Here is a 19,992-nt window from a genome sequence, read left to right on the forward strand (position 1 = left end):
CCCGATTCTGCTCCCCCTGACCGGTTCAGGAAAATGGGCTTACTGTTCCGGTTCCTCGGCGTCGAGGTCCTCGAGGGCGGCCTCGACGTCGCCGACCTCGCGCCGGGCGGCAGACGCGTCCCGCTCCGCGGAGCGTCGGGCCAGCTTGCGGCGCGACACCTCGGCCTGGGCCACGATCCGCTGCCGCTCCAACTCGGCGAGTTGCTCCTCGATCTCGTCGACGGCGTGTGCCGCGTCACGTTCTGCCGCTTCGGCCCGTTCCAGCCGGGTCCGGGTCTTGGCTTCGGTGGACCGGGCGGTGGTCAGCCGGCGCTTGAGGTCGCGGCGCCGCTCCGCGCGTTCCTGGCGCGCCTTCTCGGCCGCGCGGCGCTTGCGCTCCTCCAGCGCCGACGGCCGCCCCCGCTCTGCTTCCCCCGCGTCCTCCTGGTAACCCCGCGCTGCTTCCTCTTCGTCCTCCCGCTCTGCTTCCTGCTCCTCCGGCTCCGCGGTGACCAGCCGCAGCCGGGGCCGGGGCACCTCGCCGAAGCCGGCGTACGTGGCGGCCTTGACCAGCCGCCCGCTGCGCACCTGCTCGGCGATGTCGGGCTCGGCCAGGGCCGCGGTCAGCGTCGACTCGACCTCGGCCATCGGCAGCTTCGCCGAGCGCAGCCCCGGATCGTCCTCGATCGCGAGCCGCTGCGCCGCGTTGACCAGCGCGGACACCACCTGCCGGCGTTGCGTGGACAGCTCCCGCAACTGCTCGCCCTGCAGGCCGCGCTGGGCCGAGCGCAGCGCGGTGGAGAGCTCCACCAGTTCGTCGATCAGCTCCGGGCGGCGCAGCGCGAGCAGGTTGACCAGCCAGGCCGCCACGGTCGGCTTGCGCAGCGCGGCCAGCCGCCTGGCAGTCTCGGTGTCCCCGGCCTGCTTCGCCTCGGCGATCGCGGCGGCCCGGCCCGCGACAAAGCCGTCCGGCGGCGCCTCGTAGAGCGCCCGGATCAGATCCTCGGTGCTGGCCGGCACGTCAGTCCAGCGTCGTACCCGGCGCGACCCGGGCATACCGGGTGCCGCCGAGGCGCTCGAGGTGGCCGTCGGAGACCCGCGCGCCGGTCTCGGTGAGCAGGAAGTCGTGCAGCGCGAAGGCCCGGCCGGGCTTGACCGCGCGGACGAACTCGATGGCCTCACTGAGCTTGAGCCAGGGCGCACTGAGCGGCACGAAGAGCGTGTCGACGTGCTCGTCGGGAACGGTGAACGAGTCGCCGGGCGTGTAGACCGAGCCGGCGCCGTCGGAGATCAAAAAACCCAGGTTGGCGATCCGGGCGATCTCCGGGTGGATGACGGCGTGCTGCCCGCCGTACGCCCGGACGGTGAAGCCCGCCGCGGCGAACTCGGTGCCGGCCTCCACCGCGGTGACCACGTCGGCGAACGCCGTCAGCTTCGGCAGCACGTCGGGGTGGGCGTAGACCCGCAGGCCCGGCCGCTGGGCCAGGGTGTCGGCGAGCCCGCCGACGTCAAGATGGTCGAAATGCTCGTGGGTGATCAGCACCGCGTCGGCCCCGGCCAGGGCCGCTCTCTCGCTGAACGCCCCCGGGTCGACGACGAGCACGGCGCCGTCCCCCTCGATACGTAGACAGGAATGCGTGAACTTCGTGACGCGCACGGGACCCCTCCGGTGCCGAATCGTGACCGCTCATGTCGCAGTCTGCCGGAACCGGCTCCCGCGCGCCGCACGTCCCAGGGGGCAGACCTCAACGGGGAACGGAGCATCCATGCGTACACGACGGATCACCGCAGCGCTCGGCGCCGCCGGACTGGCCGCGACGCTGGCATTGGCCGGCTGCGGGGGCGGCTCGGACGACGCGGCGTCCACTTCCGGCAGCGCACCCGACATGGGCGCGCCGTTGGCGCCGGCCGAGGCCCCCGCCAACGGCGCCCCGGAGGCCGCCGACAAGGATCAGGCGACCGCCGGGGGCGGTCAGGACCAGGCGGCCAAGGCACCGGACCTCAGCGTGGACCGGCGCTCGATCATCTACACCGGCGCGATCACCGTGCGGGTCGACGACGTGAACATCGCAGCGGCCCGCGCCTCCGGCATCGCGACCGCGGCAGGCGGCTTCGTCGGCGGCGACAAGCGCAACAGCGGCGCGGGCTCGCAGGAAGCCACCCTCGAACTGCGCGTCCCGGCCGCGAAGTTCTACCCCGTGGTAGACCAACTGGCCGGGCTGGGCAAGGAAGAGCAGCGCGGCATCAACACCGACGACGTCACCGAGGAGACCATCGACCTGGACGCCCGGCTCGCCACCCAGCAGGCCCGGGTGGACAGCGGCCGCAAGCTGCTCGCCCAGGCGAAGTCGCTGAGCGACCTGGTGATGCTGGAGCGCGAGGTGGCGACCCGAGAGGCGGATCTGGCCTCCCTGCAGGCGAAGAAGCGCCGCCTGGCCGACCTGACCGCGCTGTCGACGATCACGGTCGTCCTGCTGGACCCCCAGGCCACGGTGACCCCGAAGGAGGACCGCCCGCCCGGCTTCCTGGCCGGCCTGGAGAACGGCTGGAAGGGCCTGCTGGCCTCGCTGGCGGTCCTGCTGACGGTGCTGGGCTGGCTCCTGCCCTGGCTGATCGCCCTCGGCCTGCCGGCCTGGGGCATCATCTGGCTCATCCGCCGCTACCGCCCGCAGCACCCGGCCCAGACCCCGATGGCAGGCGTCCCGGCATACGCGATGGCAACCCCCGCGCCGGCCTACGCCCAGCCCCAACCGCAGCCGCAGCCGCAGCCCCAACCGCAGCCCCAACCGCAGCCGCAGCCGCAATCCCAGCCGCAGCAGCCCTCGGCCTCGGCCCCGCCGACCGAAAACCCGGACCCCACCGCCGGCCGGGCAACCACAACCCCGGCGAGCCCAGGCCCGGCAACCCCGGCCCCCGGACCCGCCGCTTCCAAGCCCGGGAACCCGTCGGGCGAGAAAGCCCCGTCGCAGGGCGAGGAGAAGTCCGGAGAATAAGCCCGGCAAGCACGGACCTGGCAGGGTGAGGGTGGCCGTTCATGAGCCGCCAGGCGATTGGCCGCCCTCGCCCGACCTCGGCGGGAGCGACGGTCAGGGCCAGGCAACCAGGCACGACATGAATTTGATCTAGATCTTGACCGGTCGGCAAGTCTTGATCAAGGCGCGCCTAGAACGCCCCGGTCGACAAGGCCGCCAGCGCGGTGTGGACCATCACCCGCACCCCGTATCCGATGCATTTCTCGTCGACGTCGAAGTTGGCGGTGTGCAGGTCGAACTTGGTGTCCGCCCCCGGCGTCCCGGTGCCGAGGCGGATCATCGCGCCCGGGACGTCGTCCAGGTAGAAGGCGAAGTCTTCGCCGCCCATGCTGATCTCGGCCTCGACCACCCGGTCGGCGCCCAGCGCCGCGCCGGCCGCGCCCGCGATCACCGCGGATGCCATCCGGTCGTTGATCACCGGCGGCACGCCGCGGTTGTACTTCACCTCGGCCTCGGCGCCGGTCGGCGCGACCACGTCGCGGATCAGCTTGGTGATCAGCTCCGGGGCCTCGCGCCAGGCTTCGCGGTTGAGGATGCGGACGGTGCCGAGGACGTAGCCCTCGCCGGGGATCGCGTTGAACGCCTGGCCCGCCCGCACCGCGCCCCAGACCATGGACACCCCCGCGCGGGGGTCGACGCGCCGGTCCAGCAGGGCGGGCACGTCGACGATGACCCGGCCCAGCGCGTGCACCAGGTCGGCGGTCAGGTGCGGCCGGGCGGTGTGCCCGCCCGGGCCGGTCAGGCGCACCTCGACGGTGTCGGCGGCCGCGGTGAACGGGCCCGAGCGGACCCCGACCAGGCCGGCCGGCAGCTGCGGGTAGCAGTGCAGCGCGAAGATCGCCGCGACGTCCTTGAGCGCGCCGGAGGCGATCACCTCGGGCGCGCCGGAGGGCACGCATTCCTCGGCCGGCTGGAAGATCAGCCGCACCCGGCCGGGCAACTCGCCCTGCTCGTTCAGCTGGGCCAGGGCGAGGCCGAGGCCGAGCAGGACGGTGGTGTGCACGTCGTGGCCGCAGGCGTGGGCGGCCTTGCTGACCGTCGAGCGGTATGGCACGTCCTTGGTGTCCTGCAGCGGCAGCGCGTCCAGATCCGCGCGGAACGCGATCACCCGGTCGCCCTCGCCGATGTCGCAGATCAGCCCGTTGCCCTTGGGCAGCAGCCGGGGGCTGAGGCCCGCGACGGCGAGCTCGCGCGCGATCAGGGCGGCCGTCTCGAACTCCGCGTTCGAGAGCTCCGGGTGCGCGTGGATGTGCCGGCGGATGGTCACCAGCTCGGGGCCCCGGGCCGCGAGCCAGCGGTCCAGCTGCCCGGGCAGCGGTTCGGCGCCGGGCAGCGGCCCTGCGAAGGAGGACAGCGGCCCCGGGAAGGAAGCCTTCGGTGGGCCGTCAGGCACGGTCAATGCACTCGTCACGTCGGATTCTCTATCGCTCTCGTCATATGAACCGGTTTCCGCAACGCGCGAAAGCTTAGACCGTTGTACGTGACGCTGTGCAACGTCATTACCGTATTGATCGACTCGCGCTGTGTTACTAAATGCCCTGATAAGAGCACTGAGCGGCGCCTCCTCCTCCAACGGATGACGATTACCGGAGGTGACGCGGTTCCGTTTCTGGACGGGAGGTTACCCCGATCAGAAGTGTTCCACCGGGTGATACACGCCCCACACCGCGCGCAGCGTGGTGCAGACCTCGCCCACGGTGGCACGCAGCCGCAAGGCCTCGCGCATCGGCGGCAGCACGTTCTCCGTGCCCTCGGCCGCCTTCCGCAGGTCGGCCAGCGCCGCCTCGACCGCGACGGAGTCCCGTTCGGACCGGAGCCTGGCCAGCCGGGCGGCCTGGTCGGCCTCGATCGCCGGGTCGACCCGCAGCGGCTCGTACTTCTCCTCCTCGTCGACGCCGAACCGGTTGACCCCGACCACGACCCGCTCGCCGCTGTCGATCTGCTGCGAGATCCGGTATGCCGAGGTCTCGATCTCCTGCTTCTGGAAGCCCTGCTCGATGGCGTCCACCGAGGACCCGTAGCTGAAGACCCGCTCGATCAGCGCGGCCGCCGCGGCCTCCACCTCGTCGGTCATGGCCTCGATCACGTACGAGCCGGCGAACGGGTCCACTGTGTCGACCAGGCCGCTCTCGTAGGCGAGGACCTGCTGGGTGCGCAGGGCGAGCCGGGCCGACTTCTGGGTGGGCAGCGCGATGGCCTCGTCGTAGGCGTTGGTGTGCAGCGACTGGGTGCCGCCGGCCACCGCGCCCAGCGCCTGGATCGCGACCCGCACCAGGTTGACCTCGGGCTGCTGGGCGGTGAGCTGGACGCCGGCGGTCTGGGTGTGGAAGCGCAGCATCAGCGACTTCGGATTCTTCGCCCCGAACTCCTCGCGCATGATCCGGGCCCACATCCGCCGGGCGGCGCGGAACTTCGCGATCTCTTCCAGCAGCGTGGTGCGGGCGACGAAGAAGAACGAGAGCCGCGGCGCGAAGTCGTCGACCGCGAGCCCGGCGGCGATCGCCGCGCGCACGTAGTCGATGCCGTTGGCCAGGGTGAACGCGATCTCCTGCGCGGGCGTCGCGCCGGCCTCGGCCATGTGGTAGCCCGAGATGGAGATCGTGTTCCACTTCGGGATCTCGGTGCGGCAGTAGGCGAACGTGTCCGCGACCAGCCGCAGCGACGGCTTCGGCGGAAAGATGTACGTCCCCCGGGCGATGTACTCCTTCAGGATGTCGTTCTGGATCGTGCCGGTCAGCGCGGCGCCGGGCACCCCCTGCTCCTCGGCCACGAGTTGGTAGAGCAACAGCAGCAGCGAGCCGGGCGCGTTGATCGTCATCGACGTGGAGACCCGGTCGAGCGGGATGTCGGCGAAGAGCTGCCGCATGTCGTCGATCGAGTCGATGGCCACGCCGACCTTGCCGACCTCGCCGTGCGCGATCGGGTCGTCGGAGTCGTAACCCATCTGGGTGGGCAGGTCGAAGGCGACGGACAGGCCCATCGTCCCGGCGGCCAGCAGCTGGTGGTAGCGGGCGTTCGACTCGACGGCGGTGCCGAAGCCGGCATACTGCCGCATGGTCCACGGGCGCTTGGTGTACATCGTCGGGTAGACGCCCCGCGTGTACGGATAGGCACCGGGCTCGCCGAGCTTGGCGTCGACATCCGGCGCCACGTCTCCGCGGTCGTACACCGGTTTGATCTCGAACCCGGATTCTGCGTTCACAAGGGCGATCCTAAGGCAGCGTTAAACCCGGGAGAGCCTTCAGTCCGTTCAAGGGCGGCGGCGGGGCGGTTGGATGGGGTGAGGGATTTTGCACTCAGCGTCCGAAAAGTTCCACCGTACGCGACAGTGTGGCTACCCACGGTCGAGTTCCGTAGAACACCCGTCCAGCGACTTTCCGAAAAGGGGTGGGAACCGGCAAGATAGCGGAGTTGGCCGACAGCCCCCTACACCCCCTTCGGTGGCATCTCACGTGACTCAGATTCCGACGTGGAGCGGTGGCAACTCTGCTCCGACCAGCGGACGCGCAGCCCCGGGCACGCTCATCGGCGGGCGGTACACACTGCGCGCCGCGGTCGGCCACGGTGGCATGGGCACAGTCTGGCGCGCGGCGGACACGCTGCTGCGCCGCGACGTGGCCATCAAGGAGGTCATCCTCCCGCCTGGCCTGGCGCCCACCGACCGCGACTCGATGTACGAACGCACGATGCGCGAGGCCCGCGCCGCGGCGGCCCTGCAACACCCGGCCGTCGTGCAGGTCTACGACGTCGTGCACGAGAACGGCCGGCCGTGGATCGTCATGGAGCTGCTGGAGGCGCGCAGCCTCGCCGACATGGTGATCGAGGACGGCCCGGTCAACCCGCGCGTGGTGGCGAAGATCGGCATCGCCCTGCTCGGCGCGCTCGAGGTGGCGCACGCGCACGGCGTGCTGCACCGCGACGTAAAGCCGGCCAACGTGCTGATCTGCACCGACGGCCGCTGCGTGCTCACCGACTTCGGTGTCGCGCGGATGCCCACCGACGTGCAGCTCACCACGCCCGGCATGGTGCTCGGCTCGCCGCACTTCATCTCGCCCGAGCGCGCCATGGGCAGCGACTTCGGCCCGCCCAGCGACCTGTTCTCGCTCGGCGTCACGCTCTACACCGCGATCGAGGGCCGGCCGCCGTTCGACAAGGGCGACCCGATCGAGACGATGCACGCCGTCGTCGAGGACCCGCCGACCCCGCCCGTCCGCTCGGGCTCGCTGACCCCGGTGCTGATGGGGCTGCTGGAGAAGGACCCGGCCCGCCGCTTCGACGTGCAGACCGCCCGGACGATGCTGCGCCAGCAGCTCGCCGGCCCGCTGGCCAGCAAGGCCCCGCCGCACATGATGACGGACCCGTACTCGGTGGTCCCGGCGCAGCGCCCGCCGGCGGCCGAGACCCAGCCGATCGTGCCCGCCCAGCCCAAGCCGTCCGGCCAGATCGGCGGCCGGGCCATGCTCGCGCCCGGTGAATCGCTCACTGGCCACCTGGCCAAGCTTGACCAGGGCAACAACAGCACCAGCGTCAGCAGCGGCGGCCGGCGCCGCGCCCAGGAGGCCAAGGCGGCCAGCGCGCCCACCGGCGCCTACCCGCCCCCGCCGAGCCTGGACAACGACCGGACCAGCGTCATCCCGCCGTCCCGCGCCTCCGAGAGCGACGAGACCAGCGTGCTGCCGCCGCGCCGGCAGTGGGACGGCGCCCGCGCGGCCCGTGACCCGCTGCCCGGCACGGTCGTGTCCAGCCCGGCTGCCAAGCGCCGCGCGATGATCGACAAGACGGTCGCCACCGTCCGCGAGACCACCGACAAGGCCGTCACCACGGTCAAGGGCTGGCCCCGCAACACCCAGCTCGCCGCCGGTGGTGGCGCGCTGGCCGTGCTCGTCGTGCTGGTCCTGGTCTTCTCGCTGACCGGCGGCGGCGACCCGGTCGCGCCGCCGGACCAGCCGCCCGCCGGCGACAAGGTGGTGGCGGCCTCGTTCCAGACCCAGGACTACCGGGGTGACAAGGCCGTCACGGTCAAGGTGCCCAAGGACTGGGAGCGCGGCACCGGCGGCAGCTGGGTCGACTACGTCAACCCGGACGACAAGTCGACAAAGGTCCGGGTGCTGGTCGAGAAGGGGACGATCGCGCCCCGCAAGTTCGCCGAGACCACCGCGCCCGCCACGCTGAAGAAGTCGAAGGCCTGCCCGAAGCCGTTCAAGCACCTCGGCACCACCGACGTCGAGATGTCCGGGCTGCCCGCCGCCCAGTTCGAATACACCTGCGGCGAGGGCGACACCATGCGGCACGGCATCTGGCGGCAGACCACCACCGACGGCAAGATGTATTCCTTCTACCTCACCACCACCGAGTCGAAGTTCGCCGACAGCAAGCAGTATTTCGACGAGATGGCCAAGACTTTCACCCTCAAGTCGAGCTGACCTCGGCGGCCGTGCTATCCACTGAGCATGGCAACTGACGATCTCCGCAGGCTGGCCGAGACCTGGCTGGCCGATGATCCCGACCCGGCCGCGCGCGACGAGGTCCGGGAGCTGCTCGCCCGGCTCCCGGCCAGCGCCGACGAGCTCGCCGACCGGTTCGCCGGTCCGCTGACCTTCGGGACGGCGGGCCTGCGCGGCCGGCTGCGGGCCGGGCCGAACGGGATGAACCTCGCGGTGGTCACCCGCGCCGCGGCCGGCCTGATCGGCTGGCTGGGCGCGCAGGGCGGGCAGGGACCGCTGGTCATCGGGTACGACGCCCGGTACGGCTCCCGCGACTTCGCCGAGCAGACCGCGCGCGTGGCCACGGCCGCCGGGCGCGAGGCCCTGCTGCTGCCCCGGCCGCTGCCGACGCCGGTGCTGGCGTACGCCGTGCGGCAGCTGGAGGCCGTGGCGGGTGTCATGGTGACCGCCAGTCACAACCCGCCCCAGGACAACGGCTACAAGGTCTACCTGGGCGCCCAACTCGGCGGCCCGGCCGGCGCCGGGGCGCAGATCGTCCCGCCCGCCGACGCGGGCATCGAGGCCGCCATCCGGGCGGTCGGTTCGGCCGCGGCGGTCGCGCTGGGCGAGCCCGGCACGGTCCTCGACGACACGATCGTCCAGGGGTACGTGGACAGCGCCGCCACGGTCGTCGGCGCCGGCGCCCGCGACCTGAAGGTGGCGTACACACCGCTGCACGGGGTCGGCGGCCAGGTGCTGGTCGCGGCGTTCACCGCGGCCGGTTTCGCCGCACCGGCCGTGGTGGCCGAGCAGGCCGAGCCGGACCCGGCGTTTCCCACAGTCGCCTTCCCCAACCCCGAGGAGCCGGGCGCGATGGATCTGCTGCTCGCGCTGGCCGCCCGGGTCGGTGCCGACCTGGCCATCGCCAACGACCCGGACGCCGACCGGTGCGCGATCGCGATCCCCGGCGCCGCACCGGGCAGCTGGCGGCCGCTGAGCGGGGACGAGCTGGGGGCGCTGCTCGCCGACCACCTGATCCGGCGCGGCGTGGCGGGCACGTACGCCACCACGATCGTCTCGTCCACGCTGCTGCGGGCCCTGTGCGCGGCCCGGGGAGTGCCGTACGCGGAGACCCTGACCGGCTTCAAGTGGATCGTGCGTGGCGCCGAGAAGCTCGCGTACGGCTACGAGGAGGCGCTGGGCTACTGCGTGGCACCGGACCTGGTCCGCGACAAGGACGGCATCACGGCCGCCGTGACGATCGCCGACCTGGCCGCCACGCTCAAGGCCGAGGGCCGTTCGCTGGCCGACCGGCTCGACGAGCTCGACGCGGAGTTCGGCGTGCACCGCACCGGGCAGGTCTCGATGCGGGTGGAGGACCTGAGCCTGATCACCACCACGATGGCCCGGATCCGGCGGGACCCGCCCGGCAGCCTGCTCGGCGACCCGGTCACCGAGGTGGAGGACCGGCTGCCGGGCGCGGACGTGCTGACCCTGCGGACGGCGCGGGCCCGGGTGGTCATCCGGCCGTCCGGCACCGAGCCGAAGCTCAAGGCGTACCTGGAGGTGGTCGAGCCGGTGACCGACGGTGACCTGGCCGCCGCGCGGGCACGCGCGGTGGCCGCGATGGACGACGGACTGCGCCCGGAGATCTCCGCCGCGCTCGGTCTGACCTGAGCCGGGCGGTCGGGGCCGCGCGCGGCCCCGGCCGGCGGTTCGGGTTCGCTGCTCAGGTCTTTGGGGCGCCGAGGGCGGCGGAGATCGCGCGGCCCAGGGTGGCCACCACCAGGGCGACGCTCGGGCGCACGATCGAGTCCTCGAGGTTCATGCCGCCGGCGGCGAAGCCCGCGCCGCTGGCGATCTGCTCCAGCCGGTGGTGTGCCCGGGCGGCCTCCTCCGGCGGCAACCGCAGCGCGGGCTCCATCCGGGTCGCGATGAGCAGCGTGGCCAGCGCCGCGGTCCGCTCGTCCGGCGGCGCGTCGGTGATCAGCGCCTCGGCCAGCCGCTTGCGGATCTCCGCCTCGAACGCGGGGTCCGCCGTCGGATAGCGATGCACGTGGATGTGACCCAGCTGGGTCTCGTCCACATCGCGCACGACGCCACGGGCGATCAGGTCCTGCAGGACCCGGTTACGGAGGTTATGTCGCAGCCGCTGCACCCACTGGGCCGGGGTGTGCGGCTGGTCCGCGGCGGCCTTGGCGAGCACCAGGTCCGCGATCGGTTCACCGGTCGGCGTCGGATTGTTGACGACCAGGTAGCCGCTCACGTAGGCGATCCGGCCGGCCAGCGCGAGATCTACCAGCACGGCCGCGGACATGCCGAGGTCGAGTCCGATGCGGGAACCGGTCGCCTTGCCGGTCTGGTCGTCGTACGCGAGGAGAAGGAGTTCCTCAGCGAGCGCGATGGAGGTCATGGCAAAACGATAGTGGCCTCAGTCACGTCGCCTCCACTGCCACTCCTCTTTCGCCGGCGGCGAGCAGCCAGTCGACCAGCCGCGCGGCCGCCTGTCCCGCCCCCGCGACCGGGTGGCGCTCCGCGAAGTCCTTGGCGGCCTGCTCGTGCTCCGCGGCGACCGGTCCGATGGCCCGCACCGCCGCCATCACCTCCGCGGAGGTGCGCAGCAGCGGCCCCGGCGCGACCGTGGCCAGGTCGACGTTGAGGCCCGGGGACGCCTCGAACTCGGCCAGGTCGGGGACGTAGAGCAGGGCCGGCCGGCCGGTGACCGCGAAGTCGGCGAGCAGCGTCGAGTAGTCGGTGATCAGCACGTCGGCGGCGAGCAGCAGCTCGGCCACCCGCGGATACCCGGAGACGTCCAGGACGCCGGAGACCAGGCTCAGGCCCAGCACGTCGTCGCCGAGCGCCGGGTGCCGGCGGACCAGCAGCTCGTACCCGGGCGGCAGGGACGCCACGACGCCGGGGAGGTCGAGCAGCTTGCCCGGATCGCTCCAGCCCCGCTTGCGCAGGTCCATCGGGCGCAGGGTGGGTGCGTACAGGACCAGGCGGGTGCCGGCCGGCAGCTCCAGGCGCCTGAGCACCTCGGCCCGGGCCGCCTCGGCGTCCAGGGTGGTCAGCAGGTCGTTGGCCGGTCGGCCGTACTCCAGCACCGGACCGGCGAAACGCAGCTCGCGGCGCAGCACCGGGGTGGCCGAGGCGCCGGGTGACGCGACCGCGGTCCAGCTCGCCGCGTCGGAGTCGATCTGGTCGATCAGCTCCCGGCCGAGCGGGTGCGCGACAGCCGTGGCGCCGGACCGGGCGATCGGCCAGCCGCCGGCCAGCCGGAGCACGACCTGGCCCTCCTGCGGCCTGAACCAGCGCGGCAGGTCGTCGTTGGTGACGATCCAGCGGCTGGTGGTCAGGGCCGCATACCAGGCCTCGCTGCCGTAGCCGACCGGCTCGGCGCCGGGCGGCACCGGCTGGCCACGCTCGACCGTCCAGCGGGCGGCCGGGGCGTTCGGGCGGCCGGCCAGCTCGGCCAGGAGCGCGGCCGGATCGTCGGCGAAGCGGCGGCCCGGCGCGGCGTCGAAGAGCACCACCTCCCGCACGGCGGGACGGCCGGTGACCGGCGCGTACGCGGCCCGCAGGCGCTCCTGCCCGGCCGGGTCCAGGGTGGGCGCCGCGACGACCAGGACGGTCCGCTCGTTGCCGTCCCACCGCAGCACGCTGCGCACCCCGTCGCCGGCCGTCGCCGAGCTCGGCAGGCTCGCGCTGACCGCCACCGAGAAGGCGAGCGCGGTCGTCGTCCGGTGGTATGCCCCGGCGGACCGGAACGCCAGGTCCCAGGTGCCGGCCACCAGCGGCAGCGAGCCGGCGAGGCCGGGCACGGCGGACGGGTCGATCACCACCTGCCAGCGCCCCCGCACCGCCCGCAGGGGCAGGCTGAGGTCTTTGCGGCGGCCTTGCAGCCGGAGCAGCAACTCGCCCTCGACATCGGTCGGGCAGTCGCCGTCGAGCACCAGTGCGCCGTCGGGGCGCCAGGCGGCGGACGTCACCACCGGGCCGGCCGGGCGGGTGCGGAGCGTGACCTGCCCAGCGGCGGTGACGGCGGTGTAGATCTCGTCGGTGCCCTGCAGGATCCGGATCGGCTCGTACGCGTCGTCGGCGACGAGCTGGACCGGCTTGGCCTTGACCACGATGTCGATTTTGAACCTCTGCGCGTACAGCCCGGCGGCGTGGTTGTCGTCGGTGCTGTCGAGCGCGATGCCGGCCAGCGGGATGCGGGCGGTGAAGGCGAAACCGTCGGCGACCGGGGTCACCTCGGCCGGCACCCGGTGCGTGACGATGCCGCGGACCCGGCTCAGCTCGATCCGGACCGGTCCCTTCGGCTTGTTGCGCAGCATGCCGGCGAGCACCAGTTCGTCGCCGTCGCGGTGACTCGCGGTGAGCCAGCCGTCCGACTTGCTGACCCGCAGCCGCAGCCGGCCCTTGGTCACGATCGGCGCGATCCAGACGCCGGCCTCCAGCTGCCGGCGGGGCAGCGGATCGGTCCACTCCTCGGGCACCCGCAGTCCGGCGCGCCGCACCGTGATGCCTCGGGCCGCCGCGACCGCCACCGTCCAGCTGCCGCTGCGCCAGACCTTGCCGTGCCGCACGACCGCCGGGTTCACCGAGACGGCGAAGCCCGCCGCCTGCTCGGCCGGGGGCGCGGTGGGGTCCCGGTGGGCCCGCGCGCGCAGCGGGATCTTGCGCCGGCCGCCGTCGCTGGACAGCCAGAGCAGCCGCAGCGAGCCGAAGCGGCGTGGGGCTCCACCGGGCACGTAGGCGTAGCCGGTCAGCTCCAGCCGGCCGGCGCGCCAGGCCAGGCTGCGGACGGCCGATTCCAGCGTCGGGGGCGCCTTGGGCTGGCGGAAGCCGTGGTCGATGAGTTCGAGCAGGTCGTCCACGCGGCGATCACGGATCAGCTGCCAGTGCCGGCGCACGTTGGCGGGCTGGCGGTCGACGGCACCCGGGTCAAGCTCGGCGAGATAGGCCGTCGCCAGCTCCAGGAACTTCTCGCGGAACTCCGGCGAGGCGGCCGGCAGAAACTTGAGGTATTTGCCGAGCTTGTCCCAGATCGCCTGCTCCTCGTACACCCGGCGCAGCTCGTCCTGGCCGGCCTCGGCGAGCAGCTTGCGGGTCAGGTCGACCGAATAGAAGCGGTCGACCAGGTTGCGCAGGTCGTTTCCGGACTGGGTGATCGAGCGGACCGCGCCCTCGCGGACCCGCCAGAAGTAGATCGGCTCGGCGACGATCGCGACGCTGGTGGCCAGGGCGTGCGCCGGCACAGTGACCGGCACGTCCTCGAAGAGGCGGCCGACCGGGAACTCGAAGCCGTGCGCGTCGTAGAAGGCGCGGCGGTACAGCTTGTTCCAGATCGTGCGGTCGCGCAGCAGCTTGGGGTCGCGCGAGACGTGCGCGTTCAGGTCGGTGGCGGCGATCGCCTCGTTGTGCGGCGCGCCTCGGTAGGTGCCGCGCGAGGAGTAACGGCGCACGCCGCCGCTGGCGAAATCCGCGCCCCCGGCCATGGCCTGCACGAGCAGCTCGTACGCGTGCGCGGCCAGCACGTCATCGCTGTCGACGAAGGCGAGATATTCACCCCTGGCCATCGGCACGGCGACGTTGCGGGCGGCGCTGAGCCCGGCGTTGGCCTGCCGGATGAGCTGGAACCGGGGATCGGCCGCCACGAACTCCTCGGCGATGGCCGCGCAGCCGTCGGTGCTGCCGTCGTCGACCATCAGCACCTGCAGGTCGGGGTAGGTCTGCGCGCGCAGCGAGTCCAGGCAGTCCCGCAGGAACGGTTCCACGTTGTAGATCGGCACGATGACGCTGACCAGTCCCGGGACGATTTCAGGCATCGCGTCGCTCCTGGAGGAACACTCGCCGGACCACCCGTTCGGCCGCGTGGCCGTCCTCCAGGGAGCAGAACCGCGCCCGGAAGCGGGCCCGCGCCTCGGTGGCCTCGGGGCTGTCCACCTGGCCGCTCCGGAACGCCGCGACCAATTCGTCGAACGTGCGGGTGAAAGTGCCCGGATGCTCGGCGGCCAGGTCAAAGGTGACACCGCGCACGGCCCGGTAGATCTCCCAGTCCGGCGCGAAAATGATCAGCGGCCGGTCCAGCACGGCATAGTCGAACATCACCGAGGAGAAGTCGGTGATCAATGCGTCGGCCGCCAGGTAGAGCGTCTCCACCGCCGGGAACGACGACACGTCGGTGACCCGTGAATGCCGGGGCGGGAATCCTGCCAGGCCGTAGAAGTAGTGGCCACGCAGGAGCACCCGGGTGTCCGGGCCCAGCGCCTCGGCGAGCGCGTCCACGTCGAGCACCGGGGTGAAGGTGGCGTGCCACTCGCGGTGGGTCGGGGTGTATAGCACCACCCGCTCGCCGGGCGCGATGCCCAGCTCCGCCCGGGCCGCCGCGACGTCCGGACCGGTCGCCAGGGCGAGCCGGTCGTTGCGCGGATAACCGGTCTCCAGCGTCTCGCCCCTGATCGGGAACTGCCGGTCCCAGAGCAGGGTGGTGTGCCGGTTGGCGGTGACGCTGAAGTCCCACTTGGCGATGTTGCGGCGCATCCGGTCGGCGTTGTAGCCGACCGTGGAAGCCGGGAACTTGGGTTGGTCGAGGCCCATCGTCTTCAGCGGTGTGCCGTGGTGGGTCTGCACGTGGATCGCGCCCGGCCGCTTCACCACGCCGGGCGGGAAGGTGGCGTTGTTGATCAGATATTTGGCGCGCGCGATGGTGCGGAAGTAGGCCCGGCTGCCGGAGACGACGTACTTGACGCCCTCGGGCAGCGGCCGGTGGCCGGGCTTGACCACCCAGACGCCCCGGACACCGGGGGCCAGCTCCCTGGCCTTGGCGTAGATCGCCGCCGGGTTGCAGGCATAGCCGCGATACCAGTACGCGGCGTAGACAGCCAGGCTCTCGTCGATCGGGCGGCGCAGTTGCCACCGGTAATACCAGCGCAGGCCGCGCTTGCGAACGCGCGCCTTGGCCCGGCCAAGCCTGCCGCGCGCCGAGCCGACCGCGCCGCGGGCGCCGCGCAGGGCCTGGTAGGCGCCGAACGAACCGGCGGCGATCAGCTTGAGCCGCAGCCCGGCGGCGCCACCGGGGCGCGGCGCGGCGCCGGCCTCGTGCTTGCGGACCAGCCCGGACACCGCGGTGAACATGGCCCGGCGGGCGCCGCGGGGCACCCGGGCACCGTCCTCCATGATCCTCAGCAGCTCGGCGACGGCCCGGTCCAGCGCGCGCCGGCGCAGCTCGGGCGGGGCACCGGCGACCACGGGGCGGCTCAGCGCATGGTCGTACTGCGCCACCGCTTCGGCGTGGCGGGCCGAGCGGGTGGTGTGGATCGAGCGGTCCCGGTCCAGCCGGCGGATGTAGCAGGCCGGCTCGAACGTCGCGACGCTGCCGGCCTCGGCGAGCACCGCGTACGCGAAGGCGACGTCCTCGTACCAGCCGGGCTGGAAGCGGATGCCCGACTCGGCCAGGAACTGCCGGCGCACCACGAGGGCACCCAGCGGGGGCGCCTGGAGGGTCAGCGCCTCGGCGCCGGCGGACCCGGACGCCGGCGTGTGCCAGCCCGACACCGACCTGTTCCACCGCTCGCGCGCGGCGCCGACGACGAGCACGTCCGGCTTCTCCTCGCGCAGCCGGGCCTCGACGGCGGCGAGCGCTCCGGGCACGATCCGGTCGTCGCCGTCGACGAACCAGACGTACTCGCCGGTGGCCCGGTCGAGACCGGCGTTGCGGGCCGGCCCCGGTCCGCCGTTGGTCGCGAGGTGCACCACGGTCAACCGGGGATCGGCCGCGGCCCGTTCGTCGAGCACCGCACCGGAGTGGTCCGGCGAGGCGTCATCGACGCCGATCACCTCGGCGTCCACCGACTGCTGGTCGAGCACGGACGTCAGGCATTCGGCGAGATATCCCTGAACGCTCCACGCGGGGACAACGACGCTGGTGAAGTTCATATATGTGCGCAGACCGTCCATGCGATGCCTCAGCGGGGAGGCCCAGGGTAGCACCGGCGATGTCGCGGAATTGTTTCCCCGATTTCGGCTGATCGCGGGTCAGGGCCCACACTGCACTGATGGAACACACCCACAATGACACCGACGCCGGCAGCGCCCGGCCGCCGTTCGTGCACCCCTCCGCGGACGTAGAGGAGGGTGCCGCCCTCGGCGCCGGCACCAAGGTCTGGCACCTCGCGCACGTCCGCTCGTCCGCCGTGGTCGGCGACGACTGCGTAATCGGGCGCAACGTCTATCTCGACGCCAACGCCGTGGTGGGCAGCCGCGTCAAGATTCAGAACAACGTCTCGGTCTACCAGGGCGTCACGATCGAGGACGAGGTCTTCGTCGGGCCGTGCGCGGTCTTCACCAACGACCTGCGGCCCCGGGCCCAGAACGCGGACTGGAAGATCACCCCGACCCTGGTCCGCCGCGGCGCCTCGATCGGCGCGAACGCGACGCTGGTCTGCGGCATCGAGGTCGGCGAGTACGCGATGATCGCGGCCGGCTCGGTCGTGACCAGGGACGTGCAGCCGTATCAGCTGGTGGCGGGGAATCCGGCCCGGCCCAAGGGCTGGGTGGACGAGCGCGGCGAGATCGTCAGCCGCGACATCGAGCGGAGCTAGCCGGACGGATGTCCCGGGGCGGTTTGTCGCCGCCCCGGGAACTACGTGTCCGTCAGCCGCCGATGACGATCCGGCGGATGCCTTCGAGCCGCTGCGGGTCGGTGGTGCGGCGACCGTCGACGAGCACCTTGACGCCGGGCAGGTCAGCGGCGGTGAGGCTGCGGTATTCCGCGTGGTCGGACTGCACGACGGCCGCGCCCAGCTCCTCGCCGTTCCACGGCGGCAGGCCCAGGGCGGTCAGCTCGGCGGCGGAATACATCGGGTCGGACACGTACGGCTTGGCGCCCCGGCGGCGCAGCTCCTCCACGGCCGGGAAGACACCGGAGAACGCCGTCTCCTTGACCCCGCCCCGGTAGGCGGCACCGAGCACCAGCACGCCGACCCCGTCCAGGTCACCGACCGCGGCGGCGAGCAGGTCCATCGCGTACGACGGCATCGCCGCGTTGGCCTCGCGAGCCGAGCGGACCACGGTCGCCGCCGGGTCGTTCCACAGGTAGAGCCGCGGGTAGACCGGGATGCAGTGCCCGCCGACCGCGATACCCGGCCGGTGGATGTGGCTGTACGGCTGGGTGTTGCACGCGTCGATGACCAGGTTCACGTCGACGTCGATGGTGTCGGCGTACCGGGCGAACTGGTTGGCCAGCCCGATGTTGACGTCCCGGTAGGTCGTCTCGGCCAGCTTCGCCAGCTCGGCGGCCTCGGCGGAGCCCAGGTCCCAGACGCCGTTCGGGCGGTCGAGGTCGGGCCGGTCGTCGAAGTCGAGCACGGCCTCGTAGAACTCGATGCCGCGCTGCGCCGATCCGGCGTCGATGCCGCCGACCAGCTTCGGGTATTTGCGCAGGTCGGCGAAGACCCGGCCGGTGAGCACCCGCTCGGGGCTGAAGACCAGGTGGAAGTCGCGCCCGGCGACCAGTCCGGAGCCCTCCTCCAGCAGCGGCGCCCAGCGCGTGCGGGTGGTGCCGACCGGCAACGTGGTCTCGTAGCTGACCAGGGTGCCGGGGCGCAGCCCGCGGGCGATGTCGCGGGTGGCCGACTCCATCCAGCCGAAGTCCGGCACGCTCTCGGCGTCCACGAACAGCGGAACGACCACCACGACGGCGTCCGACTCGGCGACCGCGGCCGCGGTGTCGGTGGTGGCCGTCAGCAGGCCGGCGTTGACCGCCTGCTTGAGCTTGACGTCAAGATCCGCCTCGCCCGGGAACGGGACCAGGCCGTCGTTGATCGTGCGGACGGTGGGCTCCGACACGTCCGCGCCGATCACGGTGTGGCCCTTGGACGCGAACTGAACAGCAAGCGGCAGCCCGATCTTGCCCAGGGCGACGACACAGATCTTCATACTGGGGTACTTCCTCCTTGGCGCGGGTCAGCGCTTGCGGCGAAGCCGGCGCACGAGGCGGCCGGCGATCCGGCGTGGGGTGACGATGGTACTCACGACGCGAAGATTGGTCTTCTCGTCGACTTCGACGCCCACGAGATGGAAACGTAGGCCACGCCGATGGAGGATACGCGGCGCGGCGGAGAGGTCGAACGCGGTCACCGGAACGCTGTGAGTTTCGCCGAGGTCGGTCCAGGTGAATTTCACCGTCCGGCGCTGGCGTTGTTTGCGCTGCCCGGCGACCATCTCGTCGAGCACCAGATAGCCCAGGATGGCGGTGCCGGCCTGGCCTTCGTCGCCGGAATCGGTGCGGGCGGCCGGCCGGTCACCGGCGAACACCCGCGGCGGCGGCTCGCCCTCGCGGTTGAGATTCGGCAGCGTGCTGTGCCAGCCCACCAGCAGGGCCTGCCGGCCGTCCGGGGCGTGGCCCCAGCGGACGGTCGCCGGGCCGGACTGGTGGACGCGCTCGCGGACCTGCTCGGTGCCGTCGAACCAGTCGTCCGGGAAGCCGCGGGCCGGGTCCCGGAAGCCCGGGAACCCGATGAAGTGCCGCTCGCCCTCGGTGATCACCGGCGTCAGCCCCTGGTCGGCGTAGTGCCGGGCGACGGCGCGAAGATCGTCGAGGGTGCCGTACTGGGCGACGCTGAGCGGCACCCGGCGCTGCACCTCGAGGCTCGCCCGGATGGAGTCGGTCAGGTATGTCTCGGCGAGCTTGCGCACGCCCTCCTGCACCCGGCGCTGCTCGTCCCGGTCCGCCTCGAGGAACCGGGTGCCCAGCAGCTTGCCCAGCTCCCAGGTGAAGTGCCGGTGCAGCACCCGCTCCCGCGCCGCCGGATCGGTGATGAGGTCCGCGGCGGTGTCCATGATGAGCGCGGTGTCCTGCACAAAGGAGTACAGGGAGGTGCGGTAGGTGATGTTGCTGGAGTCCTCGCGGCGGACCGCGTAGTAGAACTCGTAGTCGGCGCGCACCGCGATGCGCCGGGCCGCCACCACCGCGCGGATGGTGAACGGCTGGTCGCTGCCGGAGCGCAGCTCCTCCGGATACCTGATCTGGTGCTCTTCCAGCAGGGACCGGCGGAACAGCTTCGTGTTGGACAGTGCCCAGGGCAGCGCCGAATTCACCAGGGTGATGTCGTCGCGGTTGCCCGGGGTGTAGACGGCCTGGTTGACCCCGCGGCCCCCGGCGCCGACCAGCCGGCCCAGCACGATGTCGGCCGCCAGCTCGTCGGCCGTGGCGACCAGGCGTTCCAAGGCCTCGGTGCCCAGATAGTCGTCGGCGCCGACGAAGAACACATAGCGCCCGGTGGCGACGTCGAGCGCCCGGTTGCTCGGACCGGCCGGGCCACCCGAATTCTCCTGGTGCAGGACCTTGACGGTGCGGGGGTGCTTCTTCGCCCAGCGGTCCAGCTCGGCGCCGCTGCCATCGGTGGAGCCGTCGTCGACGGCGACGATCTCCATCCGATCTGTACCGATGCTCTGGCCGACGAGCGAACGCAGGCACTCGGTCAGGTAGGGCATCGTGTTGTACACGGCGACCACGACACTGACGTCGGGTCCGCTCACCGCAGGCACCTCTT

The 19,992-nt window shown here is 72.2% G+C and carries 12 protein-coding genes and 1 pseudogene; 4 read left to right on the forward strand and 9 right to left on the reverse strand.

Features of this window, described 5'->3' with window-relative positions; translation table 11 throughout:
- Positions 1 to 39: 39 nt before the first annotated feature.
- Together DMB66_RS17405 and DMB66_RS17410 are read right to left on the reverse strand one after the other, a co-directional pair.
- The gene (locus tag DMB66_RS17405; RefSeq protein WP_233624627.1) at positions 40 to 999 is read right to left on the reverse strand and encodes a hypothetical protein; all 960 of its coding nucleotides are present in this window, start codon (positions 997 to 999) and stop codon (positions 40 to 42) included.
- A 1-nt stretch (position 1,000) separates the two neighbouring features.
- Entirely contained in the window at positions 1,001 to 1,636 is a 636-nt protein-coding gene (locus tag DMB66_RS17410; protein ID WP_125805141.1) for an MBL fold metallo-hydrolase, read from the reverse strand.
- 109 nt (positions 1,637 to 1,745) lie between these two features.
- Here DMB66_RS17410 and DMB66_RS17415 point away from each other — a divergent pair.
- A pseudogene (locus tag DMB66_RS17415) lies at positions 1,746 to 2,747 on the forward strand (DUF4349 domain-containing protein); the annotation flags it as partial.
- Between the two features lie 394 nt (positions 2,748 to 3,141).
- On the opposite strand, the gene DMB66_RS17420 reads toward DMB66_RS17415, so the two are convergent.
- Both DMB66_RS17420 and DMB66_RS17425 read right to left on the reverse strand, forming a co-directional pair.
- Entirely contained in the window at positions 3,142 to 4,422 is a 1,281-nt protein-coding gene (locus DMB66_RS17420; RefSeq protein WP_370318619.1) for an amidohydrolase, read from the reverse strand.
- 219 nt (positions 4,423 to 4,641) lie between these two features.
- Positions 4,642 to 6,213 (reverse strand): methylmalonyl-CoA mutase, encoded by a 1,572-nt coding sequence (locus tag DMB66_RS17425; RefSeq protein WP_125805142.1) that lies wholly within the window; start codon positions 6,211 to 6,213, stop codon positions 4,642 to 4,644.
- A 250-nt stretch (positions 6,214 to 6,463) separates the two neighbouring features.
- Here DMB66_RS17425 and DMB66_RS17430 point away from each other — a divergent pair, with 250 nt between their 5' ends.
- Together DMB66_RS17430 and DMB66_RS17435 are read left to right on the forward strand one after the other, a co-directional pair.
- Positions 6,464 to 8,434, forward strand: a complete 1,971-nt coding sequence (locus DMB66_RS17430) for a serine/threonine-protein kinase (RefSeq protein ID WP_125805143.1) — start codon at positions 6,464 to 6,466, stop codon at positions 8,432 to 8,434.
- A 27-nt stretch (positions 8,435 to 8,461) separates the two neighbouring features.
- Positions 8,462 to 10,111: a phospho-sugar mutase gene (locus DMB66_RS17435; RefSeq protein WP_125805144.1), complete on the forward strand. Its 1,650-nt coding sequence runs from the start codon at positions 8,462 to 8,464 to the stop codon at positions 10,109 to 10,111.
- A 52-nt stretch (positions 10,112 to 10,163) separates the two neighbouring features.
- On the opposite strand, the gene DMB66_RS17440 is transcribed toward DMB66_RS17435, so the two are convergent.
- The 3 genes from DMB66_RS17440 to DMB66_RS17450 are packed head-to-tail and all read right to left on the reverse strand — an operon-like array spanning position 10,164 to position 16,375.
- Positions 10,164 to 10,847 carry a GPP34 family phosphoprotein gene (locus DMB66_RS17440; protein WP_125805145.1) on the reverse strand — a complete coding sequence of 228 codons (684 nt, stop codon included), beginning with the start codon at positions 10,845 to 10,847 and terminating at the stop codon, positions 10,164 to 10,166.
- Between the two features lie 22 nt (positions 10,848 to 10,869).
- Positions 10,870 to 14,265, reverse strand: coding sequence for a CDP-glycerol glycerophosphotransferase family protein (locus DMB66_RS17445; RefSeq protein ID WP_125805146.1), 3,396 nt, complete (start codon positions 14,263 to 14,265; stop codon positions 10,870 to 10,872).
- Positions 14,258 to 16,375: a bifunctional glycosyltransferase family 2 protein/CDP-glycerol:glycerophosphate glycerophosphotransferase gene (locus DMB66_RS17450; protein ID WP_125805166.1), complete on the reverse strand. Its 2,118-nt coding sequence runs from the start codon at positions 16,373 to 16,375 to the stop codon at positions 14,258 to 14,260. The genes DMB66_RS17445 and DMB66_RS17450 overlap by 8 nt, the downstream gene beginning before the upstream one ends.
- A gap of 119 nt (positions 16,376 to 16,494) precedes the next feature.
- Between DMB66_RS17450 and DMB66_RS17455 the strand changes: the two genes are divergently transcribed.
- Positions 16,495 to 17,040 (forward strand): acyltransferase, encoded by a 546-nt coding sequence (locus DMB66_RS17455; protein WP_125805147.1) that lies wholly within the window; start codon positions 16,495 to 16,497, stop codon positions 17,038 to 17,040.
- A 52-nt stretch (positions 17,041 to 17,092) separates the two neighbouring features.
- On the opposite strand, the gene DMB66_RS17460 is transcribed toward DMB66_RS17455, so the two are convergent.
- Both DMB66_RS17460 and DMB66_RS17465 read right to left on the reverse strand, forming a co-directional pair.
- Positions 17,093 to 18,376, reverse strand: coding sequence for a nucleotide sugar dehydrogenase (locus DMB66_RS17460; protein ID WP_125805148.1), 1,284 nt, complete (start codon positions 18,374 to 18,376; stop codon positions 17,093 to 17,095).
- A 27-nt stretch (positions 18,377 to 18,403) separates the two neighbouring features.
- On the reverse strand, positions 18,404 to 19,978 hold the full coding sequence (locus DMB66_RS17465; protein ID WP_125805149.1) for a glycosyltransferase: 1,575 nt from the start codon (positions 19,976 to 19,978) through the stop codon (positions 18,404 to 18,406).
- Positions 19,979 to 19,992: the final 14 nt, after the last annotated feature.

The organism is Actinoplanes sp. ATCC 53533 (genome assembly GCF_003947245.1).